The following is a 26,367-nucleotide window of genomic DNA, read 5'->3' as shown; positions in this document are numbered from 1 at the left end:
TGCACGGTGCCGCGTCGGTCGCTGGGATGACCGGGGCGGGGATTGGCGCGGCGATGATCAGGCCAGCAGCTCGCGCACGGCGGCGTCGAGGGTCGCGACCGTCGCGTCGGCGGCAGCGCGGCGCTCCGCCGGCGTGCCCTGGTCGCTCGACGCGTCGATGTACACCTTGAGCTTCGGCTCGGTGCCGCTCGGCCGCACGATCACCCGGGCCGCGCCATCGAGCGCGAAACGCAGGATGTCGCCGGGCGGGTACGGCCCGAACCCGTGCGAGAAGTCGTCGATGTGGTCGACCCGGATGCCGCCGATCTGGGCGAGCGGTGCGTCGCGCAGGCGAGCCATCAGCCGTCCGATCTCGGCGAGGTCGGTGACCCGCAGCGAGATCTGCGACGACGCGAACGCGCCGAAACGCTCGGCGAACGCGAGCTCGTGATCGGCGACGGTGAGCCCGCGGGCGGCGAGCTCGGAGACGAGGGACAGGAAGTCGACGGCGGCCGAGATGCCGTCCTTGTCACGCACCTTGGCGGGGTCGACGAGGTAGCCGAGCGCCTCCTCGTAGCCGTAGGCCAGGCCGCCGGCGCGCGAGATCCACTTGAATCCGGTGAGCGTCTCCACGTAGTCGAGGCGGTACTCGCGGGCGATGGCGGCGAGGGCGGGCGAGGAGACGAGGGATGCCGCGAGCGTGCCGTTCTCGTCGGCGTTCGCGAGCCGCTCCGCCGCACGCCAGCCGAGCAGGGATCCGACGTCGTTCCCGCTCAGGCGGCGCCACCCGCCGTCGCCGTCGGGGATCGCGACCGCGAGCCGGTCGGCGTCGGGGTCGTTGGCGATGATCAGGTCGGCGCCCGCCGCAGTGGCCGTCGCGAAGGCGAGGTCGAGCGCGCCCGGCTCCTCGGGGTTCGGGAAGGCGACCGTGGGGAAGGCCGCGTCCGGTGCGATCTGCTCCGCGACGACGAGGGGCTCGGCGAACCCGGCCTCGGCGAAGACACGGCGGGCGACCTCCCAGCCCACCCCGTGCATCGCCGTGTAGACGACGGTGACGGGGGAGTCGGTCGCGGTGGCCAGCGCCGCGGTGCGCCGCACGTACTCGTCGACGACGTCCTCGCCGGCGAGCTCGAAATCGGCGGAACGCGGCAGGTGGAGCACGCTCGAGTCCTCGGCCACCCGGGCGATGTGCGCGGCGATCTCGGCGTCGGCGGGGGCGACGATCTGCGAGCCATTGTCGAAACCGCCGAGGTAGACCTTGTAGCCGTTGTCACGTGCCGGGTTGTGGCTCGCGGTGACCATGACGCCCGCGCTCACGTCGAGGTGGCGCACGGCGAAGGCGAGGACGGGGGTCGGCAGCATGCGCGGCAGCAGGATGGCGCGCACGCCGGCTCCGGCCATGAGCTCGGCGGTGTCGCGGGCGAAGACCTCGGAGTTCTCCCGACCGTCGTACCCGATCACGACGCTCGGAGCTTCGTCCTTCGACAGCAGGTAGGCGGCGAACCCGGCGGCCGCCTGGCCGACGAGCACCCGGTTCATCCGATTGGAACCCGCGCCGAGCTCGCCGCGCAGGCCTGCCGTGCCGAATTCGAGGCGGGCCGCGAACCGGCGCTGCAGGGCCGTGACGCCCGCCTCGTCGGTCGCGGACGCGATGAGCTGTGCGAGTTCTTCGCGCGTCGTGGCATCCGGATCCTGGTCCAGCCAGGCCTGCGCCGTGGCGACCAGCTCGGCGGGCACCTGCCCGACGGTCACAGTGCTGCCACGATGCGCGCGAGGAGGGCGCTGATCACCGGTTCGGCATCGGCGCCGGCCTCGAGCACCTCGGTGTGGCTGAGCGGCGTCGCCGAGATACCGGCCGCGAGGTTGGTGATGAGCGACATCCCGAGGATCTCCATGCCGGCCTGGCGGGCGGCGATGGCCTCGAGCGCGGTCGACATGCCGACGATGTGGCCGCCGATCGCCTTCGCCATCTGCACCTCGGCGGGCGTCTCGTAGTGCGGGCCGCGGAACTGTGTGTAGACACCCTCGTCGAGGCCCGGCTCTATCTGCCTGGCGATCGCGCGCAGCCGGGCGCTGTACAGGTCGGTGAGGTCGACGAACGTCGCCCCCTCGAGCGGCGAGTCGGCGGTGAGGTTGATGTGGTCGCGGATCAGCACGGGCGTGCCGGGCGTCCAGGACTCGCGGATGCCGCCGGCCCCGTTCGTGAGGATCATGGTCGTCGCCCCTGTGGCGGCCGCTGTGCGCACCGAGTGCACCACGCGGCGCACGCCGTGGCCCTCGTAGTAGTGCGTGCGGGCGCCGATCACCAGCGCGCGCTTGCCGCTCGGCAGCAGCACGGAGCGGATGGTGCCCGGGTGCCCGACGAGCGCCGGCTTCGAGAATCCGGTGATCTCGTCGGCGGGGATCGTCGCCGTCGTCTCGCCGATCAGGTCGGCGGCGCGGCCCCAGCCGCTGCCGAGGGTCAACGCGATGTCGTGGTGTTCGACGCCGGTCTTCAGCGCGATCTCGGCCGCGGCGGTGGCGGCTACGGCGAACGGGTCGGTGGCTGGGTCATCTAGAGGGTGCGTCGACATGCCCACCACTCTATTGCTCGCGCTCTGCGACCTTCCTCAACTGCTCCAGCATGGCCTGCCAGTTCTCGCTGGAGTGGCGCGCCTCCGCCTCGGTCGCGTTGTTGTCCTGCTCGAGGGTGAGGCGGGTGAGGTCGCCGACCGGCTCGATGGAGTAGGTGAGCTCGTGGTGGTTCTCGGCGACGTCGGGCTTGCCGGACAGCGGCGAGAAGTGGGTGAGCACGAGCCGCTCGTTCTCGAGCACCTCGACCACGGTGCCGTGGTCGCGGTACGGGCGGCCCTCCCATTCGCCGCGCCAGACGATGCGGCTGCCCGGACTCCAGTCGGTCTCGACGGTCGCCCCGCGCAGGTACTCGCGGATGAGCTCCGGATCGGTCAGGGCGCGCCACACGGCGGCCGCCGGGGCGTCGATGCTGACGGATGCCTCGGCGATCAGCTCCTCGGACACGGTGGACGCTCCCTTCCTCCTCCAGTGTGCCGCGCCCGTCGCCGGCCCCCAACGGCTTGACTGAAAACGAAGGAGTTGCTCCGCCGCCGGTACCCGACACGGCGTTCCGTGCCGACCCGGCCGCGGTACTCCTTCGTTTTCAGTTGCGGCGGCGCGTTCTGGGGGTGCTGCCGGTTTGGGCGGGGGAGCGGCAGAGGGGACAATTGCAGGCATGGCCTATGAATTCGAACGCAAGCAGCGCATCGCGGTACTCGGCGGAGGGCCCGGCGGCTACGAGGCCGCACTCGCCGGCGCGCAGCTCGGCGCCGAGGTCACCCTGGTCGAGCGCACCGGCGTCGGCGGATCGGCCGTGCTCACCGACGTCGTGCCGTCGAAGACGCTGATCGCCACGGCCGAGGCCACCAACGCGATCGGCGAGGCCGCCGATCTGGGCGTGCAGTTCTTCTCCCGTAACGAGAGCGGACGCCCGGTGCGTCCCGAGGTGGCCGTCAACCTCGCCGCGGTCAACGCGCGTCTGCTGCGCCTCGCCCGCCAGCAGTCGGAGGACATGAAGAGCCAGCTGATCAAGGCCGGCGTCACGATCATCCAGGGCGAGGGGCGCCTCGACGGCCCGCAGCGCCTCGTCGTCTCGAACGGCCGCGGAAAGTCGCGCACCGACTTCGACGAGATCGAGGCCGACACGCTCGTGGTCTCCGTCGGCGCCAGCCCGCGCCTCCTCTCGAGCGCGATGCCAGACGGCAAGCGCATCTTCACCTGGACGCAGGTCTACTCGCTCGACGAGATCCCCGAGCACCTCATCGTCGTCGGCTCGGGCGTCACCGGCGCCGAGTTCGCCTCCGCCTACCGCGCCCTCGGCTCGAAGGTCACGCTGATCTCGAGCCGCGACCAGGTGCTCCCCGGCGAGGACGCCGACGCGGCCCGCGTCATCGAAGACGTCTTCACCCGCAACGGCATGACCGTGCTGTCGAAGAGCCGCGCCGACTCGGTCGTCGCCACCGCGACGGGCGTCATCGCGACCCTCTCCGACGGGCGCACCGTCGAGGGCAGCCACTGCCTCATGGCGGTCGGCTCGATCCCGAACACCGCCGGTCTCGGGCTGTCCGAGGCGGGTGTCCAGTTGACCGAGAGCGGTCACATCCGCGTGAACCGTGTTGCCCGCACGAGCGTGCCGAGCATCTACGCGGCCGGGGACTGCAGCAATTCGCTGCCACTGGCATCCGTCGCCTCTATGCAGGGCCGTACCGCGGTCTTCCACGCGCTCGGCGACGCCGTGAACCCGACCGAGCTGCGCAACGTCGCCTCGAACATCTTCACGCAGCCCGAGATCGCGACCGTCGGCTGGACTCAGAAGCAAATCGAAGACGGAATCGCGCAGGGCGAGATCTACAAGCTGCCGCTCGCGTCGAACCCGCGCGCCAAGATGATGGGCATCAAGGACGGCTTCGTGAAGCTGTTCGCCCGCACCGGATCCGGCACGGTCATCGGCGGCGTCATCGTCGCGCCGCACGCCTCCGAGCTCATCGCGTCGATCGCGCTCGCCGTGGAGCACCGTCTCACCGTCGACCAGCTGGCGTCGGCGTTCTCGGTCTACCCGTCGCTGACGGGCAGCATCACGGATGCCGCCCGGGCCATGCACATAGTCAACTAGCTCCGGTCGGCCGGGGCGTCGCCGGCTGCGTGCGCGCCTGCGGAGAGCAGAGGGGCAAACTTTCGACGTTGAGGCCGGGTGTGAGGGTCGAAACCTTGCCCCGCAGCTGGTGTGCGGGGTGTGGTGCGAGCAGAGGGGCAAACTTTCGGCGCTCAGGTTGGGTGTGAGGGTCGAATCCTTGCCCCGCAGCTGGTGTGCGGGGTGTGGTGCGAGCAGAGGGGCAAACTTTCGACGTTGAAGTGGGGAGTGAAGGTCGAAACCTTGCCCCGCAGGTCGGCGGGGGTCCCGCAGGTCGGCAGGGGTCCCGCAGTTCGCTAGGGGCGCCGCAGAACGCCGGCCCGCTCGCGCCAGTGGCGGCCGGCCGCGAGGTGCGCCAGCGCGGCGCGCTCGAGGCGCGTCGTCGGCGTGAGCGCAGGCAGTCCGGCGAGCGGTGACCGGAAGACGAACTTCGCCACCGCGCGGTCGCCCTCCGTGGCGCCGTCGACGGGCGCATCCGCCGACTCGGTGTCGACCAGCGCGAACCGGCGCTGGAAGGCGAGGATGTTCGACGACGCAGGCAGGTACTCGGCGAGCTGGTCGTCGAGCAGCCAGGAGTGGCAGACGAAGTCGCGCGTCGTCGTGTCGCCGAACGCGGCGGCGAAGAACGGGGCGGCGGCGGCGAACGATGCGTCGCAGGCCGCGGGGTCGAGCGGGCCCGACTCGGGGATGTGCACGTTCCACGCGGGTGTCGCGGTGCCGGGCACGACCTCACCGGGCTCGAACTGCAGCCGGCCGAGGGAGAAGACGCCACAGGTCACGACCTTCGCGAGCCAGTCGACCCCGGTCTCCGCGACGCCGTAGTCGCGGAGCTTCGGCGTGAGGTCGCCGAGCGACGCCCGCGCGATGCCGTCGTCGACGCCGTGGGCGGCGAGCCATACGCGCGCCGCGGGAACGGTGCCGAGCAGCGCCAGCAGCTGGAACCGCTCGTCGTCGTCCGGCCAGGCGACGGTGCGCGTGGTGCCGATCGCGGCCTCGAGCGCCGCGACCTGCGCTGCGACGAGCGGCTCGGTCCGCGGCGTCAGGTAGTCGAGCGCGTCGGCCAGCAGCGGCGCGGGGACGTCGAGCTCCTCGGCCGCGTCGACGATGGTCTCACGCACGAGCCTCGGCGTCAGGAGATCGAGAGCAGCACGTGCCCCGACGAGACCGTGGTGCCGACGGCCGCCGCGATGCCGGAGACGGTGCCGTCCTTATGGGCGGTGATCGGCTGCTCCATCTTCATGGCCTCGAGCACGAGGATCAGGTCGCCCTTGACGACGACGTCGCCGTCGGCGACAGCGAGTTTCACGATCGTGGCCTGCATCGGCGCCTTGACGCTGTCGCCCGTCACCGTGGAGACCGATCCGCCACCGCGGCGCTTGGGGGCGGCCGCGTTCGCGACGCCGCCGGACGCCGGAAGCAGCTTCGTGGGCAGCGACACCTCGATGCGCTTTCCGTCGACCTCGACCACGACGTTGTGTCGGGCGGATGCCGCGGCGGAGTCCTGCAGCGACCCGCTCCACGGCTCGATGTCGTTGTCGAAGTCGGTCTCGATCCAGCGGGTGTAGATGGAGAACGGGTTCGACGTGAAGGCCGGGTCGCGCACGATCTTGCGGTGGAAGGGCAGCACCGTCGGCAGCCCTGCTACCTCGAACTCGTCGAGGGCGCGGCGCGAGCGCTCGAGCGCGTCCTCGCGGGTCGCGCCGGTGACGATGAGCTTGGCGAGCAGCGAGTCGAACGCGCCGCTGATGACGTCGCCCGTGGTGACGCCGGAGTCGACACGCACGCCGGGGCCGCCGGGGAAGCGCAGCACGTTGACGGGGCCGGGCGCCGGCATGAAGTTCAGGCCCGGGTCTTCTCCGTTGATGCGGAACTCGAACGAGTGGCCCTGCGGGACCGGGTCGTCGTAGTCGAGCACGCCGCCCTCGGCCAGGCGGAACTGCTCGCGCACGAGGTCGATGCCGGTGACCTCCTCGGAGACCGGGTGCTCGACCTGGAGGCGTGTGTTGACCTCGAGGAAGGAGATCGTGCCGTCTTTCGCGACGAGGAACTCGCAGGTGCCGGCACCGAGATAGCCGACCTCCTTGAGGATCGCCTTCGACGAAGAATAGAGCTCGGCGTTCTGCGCGACGGTGAGGAACGGCGCCGGCGCCTCCTCGACGAGCTTCTGGTGCCGGCGCTGCAGCGAGCAGTCGCGGGTGGAGATGACGACGACATTGCCGTGCGCGTCGGCGAGGCACTGGGTCTCGACGTGGCGCGGCTGGTCGAGGTACTTCTCGACGAAGCACTCGCCGCGGCCGAAGGCGGCGATGGCCTCGCGGGTCGCCGACTCGAACAGCTCGGGGATCTCCTCGCGCGTGCGGGCGACCTTGAGTCCGCGGCCTCCGCCGCCGAACGCGGCCTTGATGGCCACGGGCAGGCCGTGGATGTCGACGAAGTCGAGCACCTCCTGCGCGCCGGAGACCGGGTTCAGGGTTCCGGGGGCGAGCGGTGCGCCCACCTTCTCGGCGATGTGACGGGCCGAGACCTTGTCGCCGAGCTTCTCGATCGCCTCGGGCGACGGGCCGATCCAGATGAGCCCGGCGTCGATGACGGCGCGGGCGAACCCGGCGTTCTCGGCGAGGAAGCCGTAGCCCGGGTGGATCGCGTCGGCGCCGGAGCGGCGTGCGACCGAGAGGATCTTCTCGATGACGAGGTAGGTGTCGGCCGAGGTGGCACCGTCGAGCGCGTAGGCCTCGTCGGCGAGCTTGACGTGCCGCGCGTCGCGGTCCTGGTCGGCGTACACCGCCACGGAGACGATGCCGCTGTCTTTAGCGGCGCGGATAACGCGTACTGCGATCTCCCCGCGGTTAGCGATGAGAACCTTGGAGATGCGAGCCATAGTCCCCTAGCTTATGGGGCTGCGAGGCCACCCAATTTGTCCGCTGTGTACAAGAATGGCGGATGCTTCGCTTCGAAGACCTACAACGCGCGGTTCCACAGCGTGTGCCAGCGCACCCCGAACCCGAGCAGCAGCGCACGCACGAGCGCGACCGAGAGCCCCACGACGGCGTGCGGGTCGCCGCGAACCTCGCTGATGAACGGCGCGCCGAGGCTGTCTATCGTGAACGCACCGGCGACCTGGAGCGGCTCGCCGGTGGCGACGTAGGCGTCGATCTCCTCGTCGGAGATGTCGGAGGCGAAGCGCACGCTCGACGTCGACACGTCGCCCGCCGCGCCGCCGACGACGCCCCCGCGGTGGTCGATGAGCCAGTGGCCGGAGTGCAGGTGGCCCTCGCGGCCGCGCTGCAGCAGCCAGCGTTCCCGGGCGACCTCGGGCTGGTGCGGTTTGCCGTAGACGATGCCGTCGAGCTCGAACGCGGAGTCCCCGCCGAGGATGAACCCGTCGATCGGCGCTCCGTCGACGGTGCGGCCCACGACCGCCTCGGCCTTGAGGCGCGCGAGCAGCAGCACCATCTCGGGTGCCGTCAGATCGCCGGCGGCGGCGACCGCGGCATCCTCGTCGACGCCCGAGGCCAGCAGGATCGGCTCGACACCGACCGCGCGCAGCGTCGCGAGGCGGGCGGGCGAGGTCGACGCGAGGTACAGACGCACTGCGGCTCCTAAACTCGGGGGATGGGTGAATCGCAAGGAAAAGAACTAGAGCTCGACGTTACCAACATCGCGCACGGCGGCATCTCGGTCGCGCGGCACGACGGACGGGTGATCTTCGTCAGCGACGCGATCCCCGGCGAGCGGGTGCTCGCGCGCATCACCGAGGACTCGAAAAAGTCGTTCTGGCGCGCCGAGACGGTCAAGGTCGTCACGCCGAGCGAGCACCGGCAGATGCACGTGTGGTCCTCGGCGAGCGTCGCACGCGACCCGGAGAACCGCGCGGGCGGCGCCGAGTTCGGCCACATCGAGCTGTCGCACCAGCGTGAGCTCAAGCGCCAGGTGCTCGTCGACTCGATGAAGCGCTTCGCGGGGCTCGAGACGCCCGTCGCCGCTGACGTCACCGTCGCGGCGCTCCCGGGCTCCGACGACGGGACCGGATGGCGCACCCGTGTGCGCCTGCACGTCGACGAGTCCGGCCGGCCCGGCCCGTACGCGGCACGCTCGCACCGCGTCATCGCGGTGACCGAGCTGCCGCTGGCCACATCCGCCGTGCAGGAGGCCGCGCCCCTCGCGGCGCGCTTCGTCGGCGAGGAGCACGTCGACATCGTCGAAGCGGCGACCGGCGGCGCCCGGCTCATCGTCGGCAAGCAGAAACCGTCGACCATCACCGAGGTCGTCGGAGACCGCGAGTTCCGCCTCGCCGACACCGGGTTCTGGCAGGTGCACACGCACGCGGCCGAGACCCTCACGACGGCGGTGCAGGATGCCGTCGACCCCGCCCTCTTCGACCCCAAGGCGCACAACCTCGACCTCTACGGCGGAGTCGGCCTGCTCGCCGCGGCCGTCGCCGACCGCTTCGGCTCCGGCACGAAGATCACGACCGTCGAGAGCGACGCCACAGCGACCGGCTTCGCCGCCCGCAACCTCGCGGAGTGGATCGGCGCCGAGGCCGCGACCGGTCGCGTCGAACGGTGGATCGCCCAGCTCGCGGCATCCGCCAACGCCCACGACCGCGCCCGCCTGCGCTCGGCGACGATCGTGCTCGACCCGCCCCGCTCGGGTGCCGGCAAGCAGGTCGTTCAGGCCATCGGCGGGCTGCAGCCCGCGCAGATCGTCTACGTCGCGTGCGACCCGGTGGCGCTGGCTCGCGACGTCGGTCTGTTCGCCGAACGCGGCTACGACCTGACCGCACTGAAGGCCTTCGACCTGTTTCCGCACACCCACCACGTCGAGGCGGTGGCGACCCTCACGCGTCGCTAACACGCCGCGTTATCCGTTGGTGTGCGCGAGCGATTGGCGCCATGAGACTATTGCTGTGACAACTCGAGTCCAGTCGGTTGTCATACGGGGCAGACAGGAACGACATGGTGGAGCCAACGGCTACCTCAATCGCAGATGTGGCGTCGATCGCCGCTGTGCGCGTAGCAGTCGTCGACGACCACGAGTCGGTGCGGCTGGGCCTCAAGGCCGCCTTCATCGACGAGGGCTACCAGTTTCTGATCGCCGCAGCGACGGTGCAGGAGCTCGTCGACGGCCTCGACGGGCGCGAGTGCGACGTTGTCGTCCTCGACCTCTCGCTCGGCGACGGGTCGAGCGTCACCGAGAACGTGAAGCGGGTGCAGGCACTGGGATCCGCCGTGCTCGTGCACAGCATCGCCGACCGCGTCGCGTACGTGCGTGAGGCGCTCGCCGCTGGAGCGGCCGGAGTGATCCCCAAGTCGTCGGCGACGCGCACCGTCATCGCGGCCGCCGCGAGCGTCGCCCGCGGCGAGGTGCTCAACAACCTGGAGTGGGCGACTGCGATCGACGCCGACGGAGACTTCGCGCGCGCCGAGCTCGGTCGCCGGGAACGCGAGATCCTGCACCTCTACGCCTCGGGCCTCCCGCTCAAGCTCGCGGCGATGCAGCTCGGCATCAGCTACTCGACGGCACGCGAGTACCTCGACCGCATCCGCGTGAAGTACGTCGAGGTCGGGCGTCCGGCGCCGACGAAGGTCGACCTGCTGCGCAGGGCCGTCGAAGACGGCATCCTCCCCGGGCTCGACACGGACGGCGGCGATGCCCACTAGGGGCTCGGCGCTCCGCAGCGTACCCACCGGGAAGCGCAGCCCGATCAGTCGACTGCAGATCGAGGGACTCATCTCCCGGCTGGTGGCGGTCTTCGGCATCGTCTTCGGCCTGCAGACGCTGCCGGTCGTCTTCGACCAGATCGACGCCGCGAACCCGGTCTGGGCGTGGATCGTGGTTCCCACTCTCTACGGCAGCATCGTGGTCGCCCTCGTGGCCGCGTTCGCGCAGCGCTGGGTGGTCATGGCGAACATCCTCATCGCCTTCGTCTACCTCGCGGCGCTCGCCACCTGGCCGCTCGCCGTCATCACCCCCACCGACTCCGAGCTGGACCGCTACTGGCTGTACTTCCTCATGACTGTCGCAACGGCCGCCGCGGCCGTCGGCTTCGCCACGCCGGTCGCGACCCTGTACCTGTTCGCCATCCCCGTGATCTACGGCGTCATCCGCATGACCCCGGAGGGAGGCAGCGCCTCCCTGCTCGAGGCGACCCTGGAGGCGGTCTACGCCGTTCTGATCGGCGGGGCCGTCGTGCTCATCGTCACCCTGCTGCGCCACGCGGCGGCCGCGGTCGATGTGGCGCAGTCGGCCGCCCTCGACCGCTACTCGCTCGCGGTGCACGCCCACGCCACAGAGATCGAACGCGTCCAGGTCGACTCGATCGTTCACGACAGCGTGCTCACGACCCTGCTCTCCGCCGCCCGGGCCTACTCGCCCGAGGCGAAGCGCATCGCGTCGACCATGGCCTCCAACGCGATCGGCCACCTGCGCGAGGCGGCGCTCGTGAGCCCCGACGACGGGGGGACGGTGCGCCTGTCGGCGGTGCTGCGGCGCGTCACCGAGGCGGCGTCGAGCATGAGCGCCCCGTTCGAGCTGCGCACGCGCGACGTCTCGGTGCAGTCGATGCCCCTGCAGGCCGCGGAGGCGGTCTACTCGGCGGCGGTGCAGGCGATGGTCAACAGCCTCCAGCACGCCGGCCAGGAGCCCCGGGTGAGCCGCTGGCTCGCCATCCGCGGGGTGGAGCCGTCGGGCATCGAGATCGAGGTGGGCGACACCGGAGCCGGGTTCTCGTTCGTCGACCTGCCCGCGGAGCGCATGGGTCTTCGCGTCTCGATCGTCGAGCGCGTGACCAACGCGGGAGGCTCCGTCGAGATCGACTCCGCCGTCGACGAGGGAACGGTGATCTCGATCCGCTGGCCCAAGGCGCCCGCGACGAGCATCGACGCTCGCCTCAACGGGCTCACGGCCCCGGGAGGCCGACTGTGAACATCGGCGTCCCCCGCTTCATCATCGTCGGCATCGGCGCCCTGTTCTCGATCTACCACGTGGTGCTCGGGACGATCATGCTCGACATCCCGGAGTCGGCCGTGCCCGTCGTCGTGGCCATGGCGATCTACCTCATCGCCACCGCGATCAGCCTCGTGCGCTGGGGACCCGCCCGTATGCCGATCTGGATGGCCGCCTTCAACGTCGCGATCGTCGTCGCCCTCCCCCTGCTCGTCACGAGCGAGCTCGACCCCGACCGGCCGGGCGGCAACGGCTACGCCACCTGGTACGTGGCGGCCGTCGGCACGCTGATGACCATCACCTCGACGAGGCGCAGGCAGATGTTCGCCTGGGCCGGCATCGCCTTCCTCGTCGTGCAGACGGTGGTGTGGGACGGCCCCGGCGCCCTCATCGCGCTCGGCGTCATCGGCAGCGCCTCCTGGGTGGCCATCTCCAACGTGCTCAGCCGCTCGATCGCCAAGGCCTCGAAGGACGCCCGCAGGTTCGCGTTCGCCGAAAGGGAGGCGGCCGACTGGCAGGCCGCGCAGGAGGCCCACGTCTTCGAGCGCCAGTTCAGGCTCGGACAGACCAGCTCGATGGCCCTGCCGATGCTGCGGCGCATCGAGCAGAGCGGCGGCGACCTCACCGAGGAGGAGCGGCTCGAGTGCCTGCACCTCGAGGGGGCGATCCGCGACGAGATCCGCGGGCGCAAGCTGCTCAACAACGCCGTGCGGGAGCAGGTCATGGTCGCCCGCCGTCGCGGTGCCATCGTCACCCTGCTCGACGAGGGCGGCATGGACACCCTCGCGGAGCCCGCACGCGAGCGTGTGCTGAACCAACTCGCCGAGGCGCTGCGCGGCAGTGCCGCCGACAAGATCATCGTGCGGACGGCCAACGAGGGATCAGACACCGCTGTGACCGTGGTCGGTCTGCGCAGCACCTCCGACGTCGACGGGGCGGACGCGCTCGACGACGAGGACGACGAAGTCGACCTCTGGCTCGAGATCCCCAAGTCCTGAAACAGCGTCGTCGCCGCAGTCGGAGCGGTCGATACACCAGTGCCGTTAATGAACACAAGGCCGGAGACGTGGTCTCCGGCCTTGTGTCAAAATCCGAGTCAGGGTGCTAACCCGAATAGCACCCTGACTCGCCTCCATGAGTTAGCCCGCTTACCCTAGTCGGCTAACAAATGGTGGTGTAACTCGATGAGAGACACCTAGCACTAGTAATAATGCCGCCTGGGAAAGGGTTGCACAGTCGTCATTTAGGGGGACAGCAGGGGTACAGTTTTGAACCCCGGTCGCCGCGCGCCCAGCAAATCATTGGTCACACGGCCGATTCACAGTCGAAAACCGGGGTACACAGGGCGATAAACAGCCGTTTACTCCCGCAAATCCGGGCAATACGGATGAAATCGTCTCATCCGGGTGCGGATCCCGTGCTCAGGCGGAAAAGCCCCGCCAGGCGTCGTGGCCGCGCACGATCGGGGTACGGATGGCGCGCTGGCTGCGCTGCCACGCGGACGTGCCGGTCGACGACGCGCGCTCGTGGTCGGAGGCGATCTCCTCCAGGGCCGCGCCCAGAACGGCGGTCACAGCTGCGACCTCGGCGGGGCTGGGATCGCCCGCCACGATCGTGAACGACGCGGCCGCGGCATCCGCCTGATGCTGCTCGCTCACAGCGGGATGTTCCCGTGCTTCTTGGGCGGCAGGGTGGCGCGCTTGGTGCGCAGCGCGCGCAGCGCCTTGATGATCGCGACGCGCGTCGCCGCAGGCTCGATGATGCCGTCGAGCTCGCCGCGCTCCGCGGCGAGGAACGGGCTGGCGACGTTGTAGGTGTACTCGTTCGCGAGCCGGGTGCGCACGGCCGCCACGTCCTCACCCGCGGCCTCAGCCGCTTTGATCTCGTTGCGGTACAGGATGTTGACGGCGCCCTGGCCGCCCATCACCGCGATCTCGGCCGTGGGCCAGGCGTAGTTGAGGTCGGCGCCGAGCTGCTTCGAGCCCATCACGATGTACGCTCCGCCGTAGGCCTTGCGGGTGATGATCGTCACCAGCGGCACTGTGGCCTCCGCGTAGGCGTAGAGCAGCTTCGCGCCGCGGCGGATAACTCCGGTCCACTCCTGGTCGGTGCCCGGCAGGTAGCCCGGAACGTCGACGAGCGTGATGATCGGGATCGAGAACGCGTCGCAGAACCGGACGAAGCGGGCGGCCTTCTCGCCGGCCTCGATGTTCAGGGTCCCGGCCATCGCGTTCGGCTGGTTCGCGACGATGCCGACCGAGCGGCCCTCGACCCGGCCGAAGCCCACCACGATGTTCGGGGCGAACAGCGGCTGCGTCTCGAGGAAGTCGCCGTTGTCGACGACGTGCTCGATGACGGTCTTCACGTCGTACGGCTGGTTGGGGCTGTCGGGGATGAGCGAGTTGAGCTTGCGGTCCTCGTCGGTGATCTCGAGCTCGACGGCGTTCTCGTACACCGGCAGCTCGGCGAGGTTGTTGTCGGGGAGGAAGCTGATGAGCGCGCGGGCGTAGTCGAGCGCGTCGCTCTCGTCGCTGGCCAGGTAGTGCGCGACGCCGGAGATCTTGTTGTGGGTGAGCGCGCCGCCGAGCTCCTCCATGCCCACGTCCTCGCCGGTGACGGTCTTGATCACGTCGGGCCCGGTGACGAACATCTGGCTGGTCTTGTCGACCATGATCACGAAGTCGGTGAGGGCGGGGGAGTAGACCGCTCCGCCGGCGGCCGGTCCCATGATGATGGAGATCTGCGGGATGACGCCCGAGGCCTGGGTGTTGCGACGGAAGATCTCGCCGTACTTGCCGAGGGCGACGACGCCCTCCTGGATGCGCGCCCCGCCGGAGTCGAGCATGCCAATGATGGGCACGCCCGTCTTGATGGCGTGGTCCATGACCTTGATGATCTTCTCCCCGGCGACCTCGCCGAGGGAGCCGCCGAAGATGGTGAAGTCCTGCGCGTAGACGGCGACTTGGCGGCCGTGGATGGTGCCGAGCCCGGTGACGACCGCGTCACCGTACGGCCGCTTCTTCTCCATGCCGAAGGCGTGGGTGCGGTGGCGCACGAACTCGTCGAGCTCGACGAACGAGCCGTGGTCGAGAAGCTCCTCGATACGCTCGCGGGCGGTCTTCTTGCCGCGGGCGTGCTGCTTCTCGATAGCGGTCTCGCCGCTCGCCGTCACGGCCTCGTGGTAGCGGACCTTCAGGTCGGCGAGTTTGCCCGCGGTGGTAAAGAGGTCGGGATTGGCGTCGTCTAGATTCACGGGTTTCACTCTACTGGGCGCTCTTTGGGCCGACCCGTTGGCGGATACCTACAGAAACCGCGCGGAGCGCTTTCACGGATGTCGCGAACGCTTCGCCTTCCGTTAACCCGACGGCCGCCTCCCGTGTCACATTGCCGCCGTAACGTCACCACATTGGCAGCCGTCCGGTCGCCGTGAATGGAGACCCGCGTGCGTGATTCGGCCGAGATCGTCGCCGTCATTCCGGCGCGAGGCGGGTCGAAGGGCGTCACCCGCAAGAACCTGCGCGAGGTCGGCGGGGTGTCGCTGCTCGCGCGGGCGATCCGCAGCGCGCAGGCGGCCCCCTCGATCGACAGGGTCGTGGTCACCACCGACGACGCCGAGATCGCTGCCGCGGCCCTCGCCGCCGGGGCCGACATCGTGCACCGGCCCGCGACCATCTCGGCCGACGAGTCGAGCTCGGAGTCGGCTCTGCTGCACGCCCTCGACGTGCTCGAGGGGCGCGGGGTGCGCACCCGGGTCCTCGTCTTCATCCAGGCGACGAGCCCGTTCATCGAGCCGGTCTCGCTCGAGGAGGCGATCGCCCGCGTCGACGACGACTGCGACGCCGTGTTCTCCGCCGTGCCGACCCACGCCTTCCTGTGGAGACTCGACGCCGACGGGGCATCCGGGGTCAACCACGACCACTCGTTCCGCCCTCGGCGCCAGGAGCGCGAGGCGCAGTACCGCGAGACCGGCGCCTTCTACGTGATGCGCGCGCCCGGCTTCCGGGCGGCGGGCTACCGATTCTTCGGCACCGTCGGGGTCGTCACCGTCGACGAGCGGCACGCGATCGAGATCGACACGCTCGAAGAGCTCGCCGTGGCATCCGTGCTCGCCCGCGCCTTCGACGGCCCCGGCGTGCTGGCGGCGATCGACGTCGACGCCGTCGTGACCGACTTCGACGGCGTGCACACAGACGACCGCGTGCTGGTGGGCGAGGACGGCGCCGAGTTCGTCGTCACCAACCGCTCGGACGGCATGGGGGTGCGGATGCTTCGCGAAGCCGGGGTTCCGCTGCTCATCCTCTCGACCGAGGTCAACCCCGTGGTGACGGCCCGCGCCCGCAAACTCGGCGTCGACGTGCGCCAGGGGCTCGACGACAAGGCGGGGGCGCTCCTCGAGTGGACCACGGCCAAGGGCTTCGACCTGGCGCGCATCGCCTACCTCGGCAACGACGTGAACGACCTCGCCTGCCTCTCCCTCGTCGGCTGGCCGGTCGCTGTCGCCGACGCCCACCCTCTCGTCGTCGCGGCCGCACGGGTGGTACTCACCCGGCGCGGCGGCGACGGTGCAGTCCGCGAACTCGCCGAGCTCGCGATGCCTACCGATAAGGAAGCCCAGAATGACAATTGACATCGGATCCCACACCATCGGCGAGGCCTCGCCGGTGTACGTCATCGCCGAGATCGGGCTCAACCACAACGGCAGCGTCGAACTCGCGAAGCAGCTCATCGACATGGCCGCCGACGCGGGCGCCCAGGCGGTCAAGTTCCAGAAGCGCACGCCCGACATCTCCACGCCCGAGCACATGAAGAGCGTGCTGCGCGAGACGCCGTGGGGCACGATGACCTACCTCGACTACCGCTACAAGGTCGAGTTCGACCGCGAGCAGTACATCGAGATCGGCGACCACGCACTGCTGCGCGGCCTCGACTGGTTCGCTTCCCCGTGGGACGAGCCCGCGGTCGCGTTCCTCGAAGACCTCGGCGTCGTCGCCCACAAGGTCGCATCGGCGTCGGTGACCGACATCGGCATGCTTCAGGCGCTCGCCGCGACGGGCAAGCCGATCATCCTCTCCACCGGTATGTCGACGATGGACCAGATCGACGCCGCCGTGAACGTGCTCGACCGCGACAGGCTGATCGTGCTGCACGCGACCTCGTCGTACCCGATGCCGTCGGAGGAGGCCAACCTCCGCATGATCCCGACACTCGCCGCACGCTTCCCCGACCTGCCGATCGGCTACTCGGGACACGAGCGCGAACTGCAGATCAGCCTCGCCGCCGTCGCCCTCGGGGCCACGGTCGTCGAGCGCCACGTCACCCTCGACCGCGGCATGTGGGGATCCGACCACTCCGCCTCGCTCGAGCCGGCCGACTTCACGCAGCTCGTGCGCGACATCCGTGTCGTGTCCGAGGCGCTCGGCGACGGCGTGAAGCGCGTCTTCCCCGGCGAGCTGGCCCCGCTGGCGAAACTGCGCCGCGTACAGGCGTGAGGGCCCTCGCCCTCGTCGACACCGACTCCTATGTGAAGTGGGGGGCCGCGCTGCTCGCGCGGCTGCCCGACGGCTGGGAGCGCGACATCGCCGTCGTGGCGACTCCCGCGCGACCGAGCGACGCACAGCTCGCGGCGGCGCTCGCGGGCTCGGGGTTCGAGCCGGCGAGCGTCATCCGCACCACCCTCGACGAGCTCGCCGAGCGCGTGGCGCGCGAGCGGCCGGACGTCGTCATCGTCGCGATGCGCGGGCCGGCGGCATCCGTCGTCCTGCGACTCCTCGCCGACCTGCCCGACCGGCCCGTCCTCGTGAGCGGCCTCCCCGGCATCTCGATACCGGCGACCTGGAAGGCACTGTTCTACCGCGCCCAGGCCGACCTCGTCGTGCTGCACAGCAAGCACGAGATCCGCGAGTTCCGGCTCGTCGCCGGCAAGCGCGGCTGGACGCACCGGCTCGCCCTCGCGACGCTGCCGTTCGCCGACGCCGCGCCCTCGACGGGCGGCCGCGACGTCGTCTTCGCGGTGCAGTCGATCGTGCCCGCGCTGCGGGCCGACAGGGAGCGGATGCTCGACATCCTGATCGACACCGCCGCCCGCAATCCCGACCACCGCGTCGTGATCAAGGTGCGGGCCGTCGACGGAGAGCAGCAGACGCACGACGAGGAGCACAGCTACCCCGACCTGCTGCGCGCACGCGGCGACGTGCCCGCGAACCTCGTCGTCGGGTCCGGCCCGATGGCGGAGGCGCTCGACACCGCCGCGGGCCTCGTCACCGTCAGCTCGACCGCCGTGATCGAGGCGGTGGCGCGGAGAATCCCGGTGATCGTCGTCGACGAGTTCGGCCTGTCGGCCGAGCTCATCAACCTGGTCTTCGCCCGGTCGGGCCTCACCGGCTCCGGCGACGACGTCGTGGCCCTGCGCTTCGCCCACCCGCGCGAGCAGTGGCTCGACGACAACTACTTCCACGAGTCAAGCGACAACGACTGGCTCGAGGGCGTGGAGGAGCTGCTGGCCGCCAGGGCGCTCGCGGCGCTGGTGCCGCGCGAGTCGTTGCGCGGCGGGTTCGGCGGGCTGCTGCGCCGCGCCTGGGAGCGCAAGCAGGCCTTCGGCTCGCACGACCGCACGGCGCTCGGCGCGGCCGCCCTCGTGCTCGGAGTGCCCGCGCGCCGTGCGGTGCTCACCGCGCGGGCCGTGAAGCGCGCGGTGCGGGGCCCGGCGGGGCATGCCAGGGGTGCGGCCCGCTCGACCGCCGACGCCGGCTGAGCGGTGCCGACGGCGGGAGGCGCCCGCGCCCGCCGGTAGCCTTGTCGGATGAGACTTCCCCTGAGCACGGCGGCGGCTGAGAACCTCCGGGTGCTGCCCGAGACGGGTTCGACCAACGACGTGCTGGTGGCCGAGGCATCCGCGGGCCCCGTCGCCGACTTCAGCGTCGTCGTCACGGGCAACCAGACGGCCGGTCGCGGACGGCTCGGCCGGGTGTGGGTCGCGCCGGCCGGTGCGAGCCTCGCGGTGTCGGTGCTGCTGCGCCCCGTGCTCCCCGCCGGTCAGCCGCTCGAGATCGCCCACTTCGGCTGGCTGCCGCTCATCGCGGGCGTCGCCATGACGCGCGCCGTGCAGTCGCTGGTGCCGGCGCACCGGGTAGGACTGAAGTGGCCGAACGACGTGCAGATCGACGGTCTCAAGGTCTCCGGCCTGCTCGCCGAGCTGCTCCCGGGCGGCGACGCCGTCGTGCTCGGCGCCGGCCTCAACCTCTCCCTCACCCGCGACCAGCTGCCGACCCCGGTGTCGACGTCGCTCGCGCTGAGCGGGGCGACGCTCCAGGGCGACGAGCTGGCGGATGCCGCGCTGAGCTCCTATCTGACGAATCTCCGTGCGCTCTACACCGACTTCGTGCGGCTCGGGGCCGACCCGGTCGCGAGCGGCGTCGCGGAGCAGCTCGACGAGCTGTGCACGACCATCGGGCAGCAGGTCAAGGTCGAGCTCCCCGGCGCGCCCGACCTCCTCGGCGCGGCCGTGGGCATCGACGCCGCGGGCCGCCTGCGGGTTCGCCGGCTGTCGGATGGAGCGGTTACGGCTGTCGCCGCGGGCGACGTGACACATCTGCGGTATGAATGAGGCATGTCCACTGAGAACAGGGTGCCGGAAGCCGTCGTCGCGCGGCTTCGACCGCACGGTCGCGCCCTCTTCTGGCCCAGCGTCGCGCTGATCCTCATCCTCGCGGCCACCGGATACTTCTACGGCAGCTTCGCCGAGGCCTGGCAGAACCTCGCCGTGCTCGCCGCCGCGCTGCTGCTCGGCCTGCTGCTCTGGCTGCTGCCGCTGCTCTACTGGCTCGGCCGGCACTACACGATCACCACGCGACGCATCGTGCTGCGCAGCGGCTTCTTCGTGCGGGTGCGCCAGGAGCTGCTGCACAGCCGCGGCTACGACGTCACCGTGCGCAAGAACGCCGTGCAGTCGATGTTCCGCAGCGGCGACGTGCTGATCAACACGGGGCTCGACCGCCCGATCGTGCTGCGCGACGTGCCCGGTGCGGATCTGGTGCAGTCCGCCATCCACGATCTGATGGAGCACAGCCAGAACCCCGTCTCGGCGCGCCGCCAGCAGGAGCGCTCGGCGGCCCCCGACGAGACCACGATGTGGGGGACCCGCTAGTCCACCGCGGGTAGCGGCACGGGAGCCGCGGCGGTGGCGTGCGCGCCGGAGCCCGAGCGGTGGCTGCCGAACACCCACAGCCGGTAGAACGTGAACCGGAACGCGGTGCCGAGCGCCAGGCCGACCACGTTCGTCGAGATGTTGTCGGCGACGACCGAGGTGAAGCCGAGCGCGTAGTGCGACACCCAGAGGCAGCCGAGGGCGATGAGCAGCCCGCCGATGCTGACGAGGCCGAACTCCAACGCCTCGAGCAGCCAGTGGGCGCGGCGCTCCCTGCCGAACGTCCAATAGCGGTTGCCGAGCCAGTTCGCGATGATCGCCAGCGAGGTGGAGATTATCTTCGCGATGACCGGGCCCTCGTGCAGCGCCTCGGGGCTGAGCACCGTGAGCCGAAGGATGTTGAACACTCCGACGTCGATCACCAGGCCGACGAGACCGACGACGCCGAAACGCCCGAACTGGGTGACGAGAGCGCGCATGCATCCAACCGGGGTGAGCGAAGATAGGGTTACCGAGCTGGAAGTCTATCCGGCCCGCCAGCCCCCAACGCTGAGAGATCCCTCCGGCGTGCGACCCGCAGGAGTGCCAACCAGATGTCGAAGACCGTCGGTGTGATCGGGGGCGGCCAGCTCGCGAGAATGATGATTCCTGCCGCGACGAACCTCGGCCTCACCCTCCGCGTGCTCGCCGAGAAAGAAGGAGAACCGGCCGCTCTGGCCGTCACCGCGCTCGGCAGCCACCTCGACGTCGAGGATGTCCTCCGTTTCGCGGAGGGGGTCGACGTCGTCACCTTCGACCACGAGCACGTGCCGCAGGCGGTGCTGCGCGAGCTGGTGGCCCGCGGCGTCAACGTGCAGCCGTCGCCGGATGCGCTGCAGTTCGCCCAGGACAAGCTGCTGATGCGCGAACGGCTGGCCGAGCTCGGAGTTCCGGTGCCCGACTGGGCCCGCGTCGTGTCGAGCGAGCAGCTCGCCCGGTTCCTCGCCGACCACGGCGGCAGGGCGGTGCTCAAGACCGCCCGCGGCGGCTACGACGGCAAGGGCGTGCGCGTCGTTCGCGACGCGTCGGACGCCGACGACTGGTTCGCCGCCGCGGACGGCGAGGCGCTGCTGGTCGAGGAACTCGTCGAGTTCCGCCGCGAGCTCGCCCAGCTCGTCGCGCGCCGGCCGAGCGGAGAGCTCGCGCTCTGGCCAGTCGTCGAGTCGGTGCAGCGCGACGGCGTGTGCGCCGAGGTCATCGCGCCCGCCCCTCACGCGGCGGGCAAGGTCGCCGACGTCGCGGCCGACATCGCCACGACCGTCGCCGAGGCGCTCGGGGTGACCGGGGTGTTGGCCGTCGAGCTGTTCGAGACCACCGACGACCGCCTGCTCGTCAACGAGCTCGCGATGCGCCCGCACAACACGGGCCACTGGTCGATCGACGGGTCGACGACGAGCCAGTTCGAGCAGCACCTGCGCGCCGTGCTCGACCTGCCGCTCGGCGCCACCGGCTGCCGCGACGAGTGGAGCGTCATGGTCAACGTGCTCGGCGGCCCCGCCACCGGCGCCGTCACCGACCGCTACGACCTCGCCTTCGCCGACCAGCCGACGGTCAAGTTCCACTTCTACGACAAGGCGCCGAGGCCCGGACGCAAGATCGGGCACGTCACCGCCGGCGGCGACGACCTCGACCTCACGGTGTTCAGCGCGCGCGCCGCGGCGGCCTTCTTCGACAACTGACCTCTACGATTGTCTCCGTGACTTCACCACTTGTAGCCGTCGTAATGGGTTCCGACTCGGACTGGACCGTGATGGCGGATGCCGCTGCGGCGCTCGCCGAGTTCGGCATCGCCCACGAGGTGGAGATCGTGTCGGCGCACCGCACCCCCGAGCGGATGATCGAGTTCGGGCGCACCGCCCGCGAGCGGGGACTCAAGGTGATCATCGCCGGAGCCGGAGGCGCCGCGCACCTGCCCGGCATGCTCGCCGCCGTGACCACGCTCCCCGTGATCGGCGTGCCCGTGGCTCTCGCCAAGCTCGACGGCCTCGACTCGCTGCTGTCGATCGTGCAGATGCCCGCTGGCGTGCCCGTGGCGACGGTGTCGATCGGCGGCGCCCGCAACGCGGGACTGCTCGCGGCCCGCATCCTCTCGACATCCGACGACGTACTCGCTGCGAAGCTCGCCGAGTTCGCCACGAGCCTCGAGCGTCTCGTCGCTGACAAAAACGCGGCGCTCGCCTCGAAGCTGTGACCGTCTCCAGCCCCGTTCGCTTTCCAGACGCGAGCTCCCGCAGCACCATGACGCGCAGGGCCTGGTGGCTCGTCGGGTTCAACATCCTGCTCCCCGGCAGCGCCCAGCTGCTCGCCGGCGACCGTCGTCTCGGACGTTTCGGCGTGGTCGCGACCTTCATCCTCTGGGCTCTCGCCATCCTGAGCCTCGTGCTGTTCTTCGCCTGGCGACCCGCCGTCTATGCGGTGGTGACCAACGTGATCGGGCTCACCGCGATCCAGGTCGCCCTGGTCTTCTACATCGTGCTCTGGATCGTGCTGACCGTCGACACGCTGCGCCTCGCGCGCCTGGTGCGGGTCGGTCCGACCGCCCGCTGGCTCGTCGCCGCGCTCGCGGTCGCGGTGCTGATCGGCGTCGGCGGCACGGCCAACTACGGCGTGGTGGTCACCGGGGCGACGCGCGACGCGATAGCCACGATCTTCGCGAGCGGGCAGGCGGCCGAGGCCGTCGACGGGCGCTACAACGTGCTGCTGCTCGGCGGCGACGCCGGGCCCGACCGGCTCGGGCTGCGCCCCGACAGCATCTCGGTCGTGAGCGTCGAGGCGTCGACGGGCAAGGCCACCATGGTCGGCATCCCGCGCAACCTCGAGCGCACGCCGTTCTCGGAGGGGTCCCCGCTCTACGGCCCGTTCCCCGACGGCTACGACTGCGGCGACGAGTGCCTCATCAGCTATCTGTACACCTACGGCGAGGAGCACCCCGACCTCTACCCCGACGCGGAGGCGGAGGGCAGCAACCCGGGCATCGAGGCTATGCGCGACGCCGTCGAGGGCACGCTCGGCATCACGCTGCAGTACTACGTGCTCATCGACATGCAGGGATTCAGCGACCTCATCGACGCGCTCGGCGGCATCGAGATCACCGTCGCCGAGGAGCTGCCGATCGGCATCAACGGCGGCCCCGTCGTCGGCACGATCGAGGCAGGCACCCAGACGATGGACGGCACCACCGCCCTCTGGTACGCCCGCACCCGCTACAACATGACCGACTACGAGCGGATGGTGCGACAGCGCGACGTCCAGGTGGCGGTCATCGCCCAGTTCGAGCCGGCGAACGTGCTGACCAAGTTCCAGGCCGTCGCCGAGGCCGGCGCGCAGGTGGTCAGGAGCGACGTGCCGCAGGCGGCGCTCGGCTACTTCGTCGACCTCGCGAGCAAGACGAAGGACCTGCCGATCGCCACGGTCGAGCTGATCCCGGCGAACGGCGTCGTGGTCGAGCGGCCGGACTTCGACCGGATCCACCAGATGGTCGACACGGCCCTCGCCCCGACTCCGGAGTCGGAGTAGCGGCGGCGGGTCTCGCCACGGTCGCCGCGCGACCTGCTGGACCGGCTGGGGTTACAGGTCGGCGTGCAGCTGCCAGACGTGCTCGGCGGCGGACTGCCAGCTGAACAGCCCCGCGCGGTCCTCGCCGAAGGTCGAGAGGCGAGCCGCGAGCTCGGCGTCGTCGGCGACGCTCGTCATCGCGGCGGCGAGCCGCTCGGAGTAGCCCTCGATATCGTCGATCGGCACCGTGATGCCCGCGTCGGCCGCGACCTCGACCACGGCGGGCACGTCGGAGTGCACCACGGGCGTGCCGAAGTGGAAGGCCTCGAGCACGGGAGTGCCGAAGCCCTCGGCGAGGCTCGGGAAGACGAGCAGCACCGCGCGGTCGAGCACGACCGACAGGTCGGCGTCTGAGATGTAGCCGAGGGTGGTGACCCTGCCCTCGGGAAGCCCCGCCTCCGCGGCGGCCGCGGCGATGGAGCGGCCGTCGGTCTCGTCGGGGCCGACCACGAACAGCGGCAGGTCGGTGGCTCCGGGGAGGGCGAGGGCGGCGAGCACGTGCTCGATGCCTCCGCGCGATTCGAGGCCGCCGATCGCGAGCAGGTAGCGCTCGGGCAGGTCGAGCCGGTCGGCGCGCTCGTCGGCGTCGGATGGCACGGCGAGCCGCGGGCTCACCGCGCCGCCGATGACGCGCACGCGGTCGCCGAAGTCGAGGACCTCCCGCAGGTCGTCGGCGACGGCGTGGGTGGGCACGACGACGGCGTCGGCGTACTTGTGGGCGCGCTTCGCCATCGCCTTGTGCCATGAGATGCGGCGCGCCGACAGGGACTGCGGATGCGTCCACGCGACGACGTCGTGGATCGTCACCGCGATCTGCTGGCCGGTGGAGTTGACGCGGTCGTGACGGCCGAGCGGAGCCAGCAGGCTCGGGGCGTGCACCATGCCGCCGCCCGGCAGATGCGTGAAGCCGTGCTGCCAGGCCGAGACGAGCTCGCGCCGGGCGAGGCTCGTCTTGTACAGGTTGCTCAGCCCGGGCAGTCGCTCGTCGATGACCGCGTACTCCTGCTCGGTCGAGGCGGAGACGATGCCCTCCACGTAGCACCCGGGAGGGGCGTACTGGATGAGCGCGCGTGTGAGCTCCTCGGCATAGCGGGAGATGCCGTTTGGTGTCGGCGACAGCATCTCGTCGATGATCACACGCATGGTCGTCATGGGGCCGTCAACGCTCCCGTTTCGAATGCCTCGTCGAGGGCCCGCCGCCAGTCGCGCATCGGGCTGAGGCCCGCGTCCGACCAGGCGTCGTGTCCGAGCACGGAGTAGGCGGGCCGCGGAGCGGGCCGCACGAACGCCGAGCTGTCGGTCGGGGTGACCCTCTCTGGATCGAGACCGGCCCCGGCGAAGACCGCGCGCGCGAAGTCGAACCAGCTGCCCTGGCCGCTCGCGGTGCCGTGGTAGACCCCGGCGGGGGCGTCGGCGTCGAGCAGCGCCACGATCTGCTTAGCGAGGTCGAGCGTCCAGGTCGGCTGGCCGACCTGGTCGGTGACGACCGCGACCGTGTCGAGCTTGCCGGCGAGGGTCAGCATCGTCTTTGCGAAGTTCGGGCCGTGCTGGCCGTACAGCCATGCCGTGCGCACGATGTAGGTGCCGTCGCGGTGCGACTCGAGGGCGAGCCGCTCGCCCGCGGCCTTGGTGCGGCCGTAGGCGGAGACCGGGGCGACCGCGGTCGACTCGGCGTACGGCTCGGTCGCCGAGCCGTCGAAGACGTAGTCGGTGGAGATCTGCACGAGCTTCGCGCCCGCGGCGGCAGCGGCCGCCGCGAGGTTGCGCGCGCCCGTCGCGTTCACCGCGTATGCCGCGTCTTCGTGGCTCTCCGCGTCGTCGACCTTCGTGTAGGCGGCGGCGTTGATCACGACATCGTGCCCGGCTACGGCCGCGGTGACCGCGGACGCATCCGTCACATCGAGCTCCGCGCGGGTGGCCGCGGTCACGTCACGGCCGGCGAGGGCGGACTGCAGGTCTGAGCCGAGCATGCCGCCGGCGCCGACGATCAGATACCTCATCGGTTAGGAGAGCTCGGCGCGGGCCTTGAGCGGCTCCCACCACTCGCGGTTGTCGCGGTACCACTGCACGACGTCGGCGAGACCCTGCTCGAAGGGAACGAGCGGCTCGTAGCCGAGCTCCTCGCGGATCTTCGAGATGTCGACGCTGTAGCGCAGGTCGTGGCCGAGGCGGTCCTGGACGCGGTCGACGTACGACCAGTCCTTGCCGGTGGAGTCGAGCAGCAGCTGCGTGAGCTCCTTGTTGGTCAGCTCGGTGCCGCCGCCGATGTTGTAGATCTCGCCGGCGCGGCCGCCCACGAGCACCATCGCGATGCCGCGCGTGTGGTCGTCGACGTGCAGCCAGTCGCGGATGTTGTTGCCCTCGCCGTACAGCGGAACGTGCTTGTCGTCGATGAGGTTCGTGACGAACAGCGGGATGACCTTCTCGGGGAAGTGGTACGGGCCGTAGTTGTTCGAGCAGCGCGTGATCGACACGTTGAGGCCGTGGGTGCGGAAGTAGCTGCGGGCGAGCAGGTCGCTGCCGGCCTTCGAGGCGGAGTAGGGGGAGTTCGGCTCGAGCGGGCGCTCCTCGTTCCACGATCCCTCGGCGATCGAGCCGTAGACCTCGTCGGTGGAGACGTGCACGAAGCGCTTCAGGCCGGAGCGCAGCGCCGCGTCGAGCAGCTTCTGGGTGCCGAGCACGTTGCTCTCGACGAAGATCGATGCGTCGCGCACCGAACGGTCGACATGGCTCTCGGCGGCGAAGTGCACGACCGCGTCGACGTCGGGGAAGAGGGTGTCGAGCAGGTCGGCGTCGCGGATGTCGCCGTGCACGAAGCTGTAGCGGGGGGAGTCGGCGACGGGCGCGAGGTTCTCGAGGTTGCCCGAGTAGGTGAGCGCGTCGAGGACGACGACCTCGGCACCCTCGAGGCCGGGGTACGCGTCTTCCAGCGTGCGGCGAACGAAGTTCGAGCCGATGAAGCCGGCTCCGCCGGTTACGAGAATTTTCATGGGGGTTGGATTCCTTGCGAACAGCGGACAAT

General features: G+C 70.5%; 24 protein-coding genes and 1 pseudogene. 13 read left to right on the top strand and 12 right to left on the bottom strand.

Annotation, left to right across the window (positions count from 1 at the left end; all coding sequences use genetic code 11):
- Positions 1-57 precede the first annotated feature (57 nt).
- From ABIE21_RS15350 to ABIE21_RS15340, 3 genes are read right to left on the bottom strand one after another with little or no spacing between them, the layout of a single operon-like run.
- Positions 58-1,731, bottom strand: coding sequence for a phospho-sugar mutase (locus ABIE21_RS15350; protein ID WP_354025718.1), 1,674 nt, complete (start codon positions 1,729-1,731; stop codon positions 58-60).
- Positions 1,728-2,552 (bottom strand): purine-nucleoside phosphorylase, encoded by an 825-nt coding sequence (locus tag ABIE21_RS15345; RefSeq protein ID WP_354025717.1) that lies wholly within the window; start codon positions 2,550-2,552, stop codon positions 1,728-1,730. Before ABIE21_RS15345 ends, ABIE21_RS15350 begins: the two co-directional genes overlap by 4 nt.
- Before the next feature lie 10 nt (positions 2,553-2,562).
- Complete coding sequence (locus ABIE21_RS15340) at positions 2,563-2,997, bottom strand: SRPBCC family protein (protein ID WP_354025716.1); 435 nt, start codon at positions 2,995-2,997, stop codon at positions 2,563-2,565.
- Positions 2,998-3,208: 211 nt separating this feature from the next.
- On the opposite strand from ABIE21_RS15340, the gene ABIE21_RS15335 reads away from it, so the two are divergent.
- Positions 3,209-4,645, top strand: coding sequence for an NAD(P)H-quinone dehydrogenase (locus ABIE21_RS15335; RefSeq protein ID WP_354025715.1), 1,437 nt, complete (start codon positions 3,209-3,211; stop codon positions 4,643-4,645).
- 314 nt (positions 4,646-4,959) lie between these two features.
- Here the strand turns inward: ABIE21_RS15335 and ABIE21_RS15330 are convergent, their stop codons facing one another.
- The 3 genes from ABIE21_RS15330 to ABIE21_RS15320 form a co-directional block, all read right to left on the bottom strand.
- The gene (locus ABIE21_RS15330) at positions 4,960-5,781 is read right to left on the bottom strand and encodes an acyltransferase domain-containing protein (RefSeq protein WP_354025714.1); all 822 of its coding nucleotides are present in this window, start codon (positions 5,779-5,781) and stop codon (positions 4,960-4,962) included.
- Between the two features lie 11 nt (positions 5,782-5,792).
- The gene (locus ABIE21_RS15325; protein WP_354025713.1) at positions 5,793-7,541 is read right to left on the bottom strand and encodes an acetyl/propionyl/methylcrotonyl-CoA carboxylase subunit alpha; all 1,749 of its coding nucleotides are present in this window, start codon (positions 7,539-7,541) and stop codon (positions 5,793-5,795) included.
- A gap of 80 nt (positions 7,542-7,621) precedes the next feature.
- Complete coding sequence (locus ABIE21_RS15320) at positions 7,622-8,254, bottom strand: Maf family protein (RefSeq protein WP_354025712.1); 633 nt, start codon at positions 8,252-8,254, stop codon at positions 7,622-7,624.
- Between the two features lie 21 nt (positions 8,255-8,275).
- On the opposite strand from ABIE21_RS15320, the gene ABIE21_RS15315 reads away from it, so the two are divergent.
- The 4 genes from ABIE21_RS15315 to ABIE21_RS15300 all read left to right on the top strand — a co-directional run bounded on the left by ABIE21_RS15315 (position 8,276) and on the right by ABIE21_RS15300 (position 12,606).
- Positions 8,276-9,514 carry a class I SAM-dependent RNA methyltransferase gene (locus ABIE21_RS15315; RefSeq protein WP_354025711.1) on the top strand — a complete coding sequence of 413 codons (1,239 nt, stop codon included), beginning with the start codon at positions 8,276-8,278 and terminating at the stop codon, positions 9,512-9,514.
- Positions 9,515-9,618: 104 nt separating this feature from the next.
- Positions 9,619-10,323 (top strand): response regulator transcription factor, encoded by a 705-nt coding sequence (locus ABIE21_RS15310; protein ID WP_436232354.1) that lies wholly within the window; start codon positions 9,619-9,621, stop codon positions 10,321-10,323.
- Positions 10,313-11,587, top strand: a complete 1,275-nt coding sequence (locus ABIE21_RS15305) for a sensor histidine kinase (protein ID WP_354025709.1) — start codon at positions 10,313-10,315, stop codon at positions 11,585-11,587. The genes ABIE21_RS15310 and ABIE21_RS15305 overlap by 11 nt, the downstream gene beginning before the upstream one ends.
- Complete coding sequence (locus ABIE21_RS15300; protein ID WP_354025708.1) at positions 11,584-12,606, top strand: hypothetical protein; 1,023 nt, start codon at positions 11,584-11,586, stop codon at positions 12,604-12,606. The genes ABIE21_RS15305 and ABIE21_RS15300 overlap by 4 nt, the downstream gene beginning before the upstream one ends.
- Positions 12,607-13,029: 423 nt before the next feature.
- On the opposite strand, the gene ABIE21_RS15295 is transcribed toward ABIE21_RS15300, so the two are convergent.
- Together ABIE21_RS15295 and ABIE21_RS15290 are read right to left on the bottom strand one after the other, a co-directional pair.
- Entirely contained in the window at positions 13,030-13,266 is a 237-nt protein-coding gene (locus ABIE21_RS15295; protein ID WP_354025707.1) for an acyl-CoA carboxylase subunit epsilon, read from the bottom strand.
- Positions 13,263-14,861 (bottom strand): acyl-CoA carboxylase subunit beta, encoded by a 1,599-nt coding sequence (locus tag ABIE21_RS15290; protein ID WP_354025706.1) that lies wholly within the window; start codon positions 14,859-14,861, stop codon positions 13,263-13,265. The genes ABIE21_RS15295 and ABIE21_RS15290 overlap by 4 nt, the downstream gene beginning before the upstream one ends.
- 189 nt (positions 14,862-15,050) lie before the next feature.
- Here ABIE21_RS15290 and ABIE21_RS15285 point away from each other — a divergent pair, with 189 nt between their 5' ends.
- The 5 genes from ABIE21_RS15285 to ABIE21_RS15265 are packed head-to-tail and all read left to right on the top strand — an operon-like array spanning position 15,051 to position 19,751.
- Positions 15,051-16,235 (top strand): acylneuraminate cytidylyltransferase, encoded by a 1,185-nt coding sequence (locus tag ABIE21_RS15285; protein ID WP_354025705.1) that lies wholly within the window; start codon positions 15,051-15,053, stop codon positions 16,233-16,235.
- Positions 16,225-17,097 (top strand): N-acetylneuraminate synthase family protein, encoded by an 873-nt coding sequence (locus ABIE21_RS15280; protein WP_354025704.1) that lies wholly within the window; start codon positions 16,225-16,227, stop codon positions 17,095-17,097. Before ABIE21_RS15285 ends, ABIE21_RS15280 begins: the two co-directional genes overlap by 11 nt.
- Positions 17,094-18,359 (top strand): DUF6716 putative glycosyltransferase, encoded by a 1,266-nt coding sequence (locus tag ABIE21_RS15275; protein ID WP_354025703.1) that lies wholly within the window; start codon positions 17,094-17,096, stop codon positions 18,357-18,359. Before ABIE21_RS15280 ends, ABIE21_RS15275 begins: the two co-directional genes overlap by 4 nt.
- Positions 18,360-18,407: 48 nt before the next feature.
- Positions 18,408-19,211 (top strand): biotin--[acetyl-CoA-carboxylase] ligase, encoded by an 804-nt coding sequence (locus ABIE21_RS15270; protein WP_354025702.1) that lies wholly within the window; start codon positions 18,408-18,410, stop codon positions 19,209-19,211.
- A gap of 3 nt (positions 19,212-19,214) precedes the next feature.
- Positions 19,215-19,751 carry a PH domain-containing protein gene (locus ABIE21_RS15265; RefSeq protein ID WP_354025701.1) on the top strand — a complete coding sequence of 179 codons (537 nt, stop codon included), beginning with the start codon at positions 19,215-19,217 and terminating at the stop codon, positions 19,749-19,751.
- Here the strand turns inward: ABIE21_RS15265 and ABIE21_RS15260 are convergent.
- Complete coding sequence (locus ABIE21_RS15260) at positions 19,748-20,230, bottom strand: GtrA family protein (protein WP_354025700.1); 483 nt, start codon at positions 20,228-20,230, stop codon at positions 19,748-19,750. The two genes, ABIE21_RS15265 and ABIE21_RS15260, sit on opposite strands and share 4 nt — an antisense overlap.
- Before the next feature lie 84 nt (positions 20,231-20,314).
- Between ABIE21_RS15260 and ABIE21_RS15255 the strand changes: the two are divergent.
- The 3 genes and pseudogenes from ABIE21_RS15255 to ABIE21_RS15245 all read left to right on the top strand — a co-directional run.
- A pseudogene (locus ABIE21_RS15255) lies at positions 20,315-21,469 on the top strand (5-(carboxyamino)imidazole ribonucleotide synthase); the annotation flags it as partial.
- Positions 21,470-21,477: 8 nt separating this feature from the next.
- Positions 21,478-21,981 (top strand): 5-(carboxyamino)imidazole ribonucleotide mutase, encoded by a 504-nt coding sequence (gene purE / locus ABIE21_RS15250; protein ID WP_354025885.1) that lies wholly within the window; start codon positions 21,478-21,480, stop codon positions 21,979-21,981.
- Positions 21,978-23,306: an LCP family protein gene (locus tag ABIE21_RS15245; protein ID WP_354025699.1), complete on the top strand. Its 1,329-nt coding sequence runs from the start codon at positions 21,978-21,980 to the stop codon at positions 23,304-23,306. The genes purE and ABIE21_RS15245 overlap by 4 nt, the downstream gene beginning before the upstream one ends.
- Before the next feature lie 51 nt (positions 23,307-23,357).
- On the opposite strand, the gene ABIE21_RS15240 is transcribed toward ABIE21_RS15245, so the two are convergent.
- The 3 genes from ABIE21_RS15240 to rfbB are packed head-to-tail and all read right to left on the bottom strand — an operon-like array spanning position 23,358 to position 26,335.
- Positions 23,358-24,497, bottom strand: a complete 1,140-nt coding sequence (locus tag ABIE21_RS15240; protein ID WP_354025698.1) for a glycosyltransferase family 4 protein — start codon at positions 24,495-24,497, stop codon at positions 23,358-23,360.
- Positions 24,494-25,345, bottom strand: coding sequence for a dTDP-4-dehydrorhamnose reductase (gene rfbD / locus ABIE21_RS15235; RefSeq protein ID WP_354025697.1), 852 nt, complete (start codon positions 25,343-25,345; stop codon positions 24,494-24,496). Before rfbD ends, ABIE21_RS15240 begins: the two co-directional genes overlap by 4 nt.
- 3 nt (positions 25,346-25,348) lie before the next feature.
- Complete coding sequence (gene rfbB, locus ABIE21_RS15230) at positions 25,349-26,335, bottom strand: dTDP-glucose 4,6-dehydratase (RefSeq protein WP_354025696.1); 987 nt, start codon at positions 26,333-26,335, stop codon at positions 25,349-25,351.
- Between the last annotated feature and the right edge of the window lie 32 nt (positions 26,336-26,367).

Source organism: Conyzicola nivalis, from assembly GCF_040548875.1.
Lineage (GTDB): Bacteria > Actinomycetota > Actinomycetes > Actinomycetales > Microbacteriaceae > Conyzicola > Conyzicola nivalis_A.
Note: the sequence above shows the minus strand (reverse complement) of the source record. Positions and strands in the feature narration are given on the sequence as shown.

Coding starts and splice junctions, on each gene's coding strand:
- ABIE21_RS15345 (WP_354025717.1), bottom strand. CDS start 2,552: ATGTCGACGCACCCTCTAGATGACCCAGCCACCGACCCGTTCGCCGTA.
- ABIE21_RS15335 (WP_354025715.1), top strand. CDS start 3,209: ATGGCCTATGAATTCGAACGCAAGCAGCGCATCGCGGTACTCGGCGGA.
- ABIE21_RS15325 (WP_354025713.1), bottom strand. CDS start 7,541: ATGGCTCGCATCTCCAAGGTTCTCATCGCTAACCGCGGGGAGATCGCA.
- ABIE21_RS15315 (WP_354025711.1), top strand. CDS start 8,276: ATGGGTGAATCGCAAGGAAAAGAACTAGAGCTCGACGTTACCAACATC.
- ABIE21_RS15310 (WP_436232354.1), top strand. CDS start 9,619: ATGGTGGAGCCAACGGCTACCTCAATCGCAGATGTGGCGTCGATCGCC.
- ABIE21_RS15305 (WP_354025709.1), top strand. CDS start 10,313: ATGCCCACTAGGGGCTCGGCGCTCCGCAGCGTACCCACCGGGAAGCGC.
- ABIE21_RS15280 (WP_354025704.1), top strand. CDS start 16,225: ATGACAATTGACATCGGATCCCACACCATCGGCGAGGCCTCGCCGGTG.
- ABIE21_RS15270 (WP_354025702.1), top strand. CDS start 18,408: ATGAGACTTCCCCTGAGCACGGCGGCGGCTGAGAACCTCCGGGTGCTG.
- ABIE21_RS15265 (WP_354025701.1), top strand. CDS start 19,215: ATGTCCACTGAGAACAGGGTGCCGGAAGCCGTCGTCGCGCGGCTTCGA.
- ABIE21_RS15260 (WP_354025700.1), bottom strand. CDS start 20,230: ATGCGCGCTCTCGTCACCCAGTTCGGGCGTTTCGGCGTCGTCGGTCTC.
- ABIE21_RS15240 (WP_354025698.1), bottom strand. CDS start 24,497: ATGACGACCATGCGTGTGATCATCGACGAGATGCTGTCGCCGACACCA.
- rfbD (WP_354025697.1), bottom strand. CDS start 25,345: ATGAGGTATCTGATCGTCGGCGCCGGCGGCATGCTCGGCTCAGACCTG.
- rfbB (WP_354025696.1), bottom strand. CDS start 26,335: ATGAAAATTCTCGTAACCGGCGGAGCCGGCTTCATCGGCTCGAACTTC.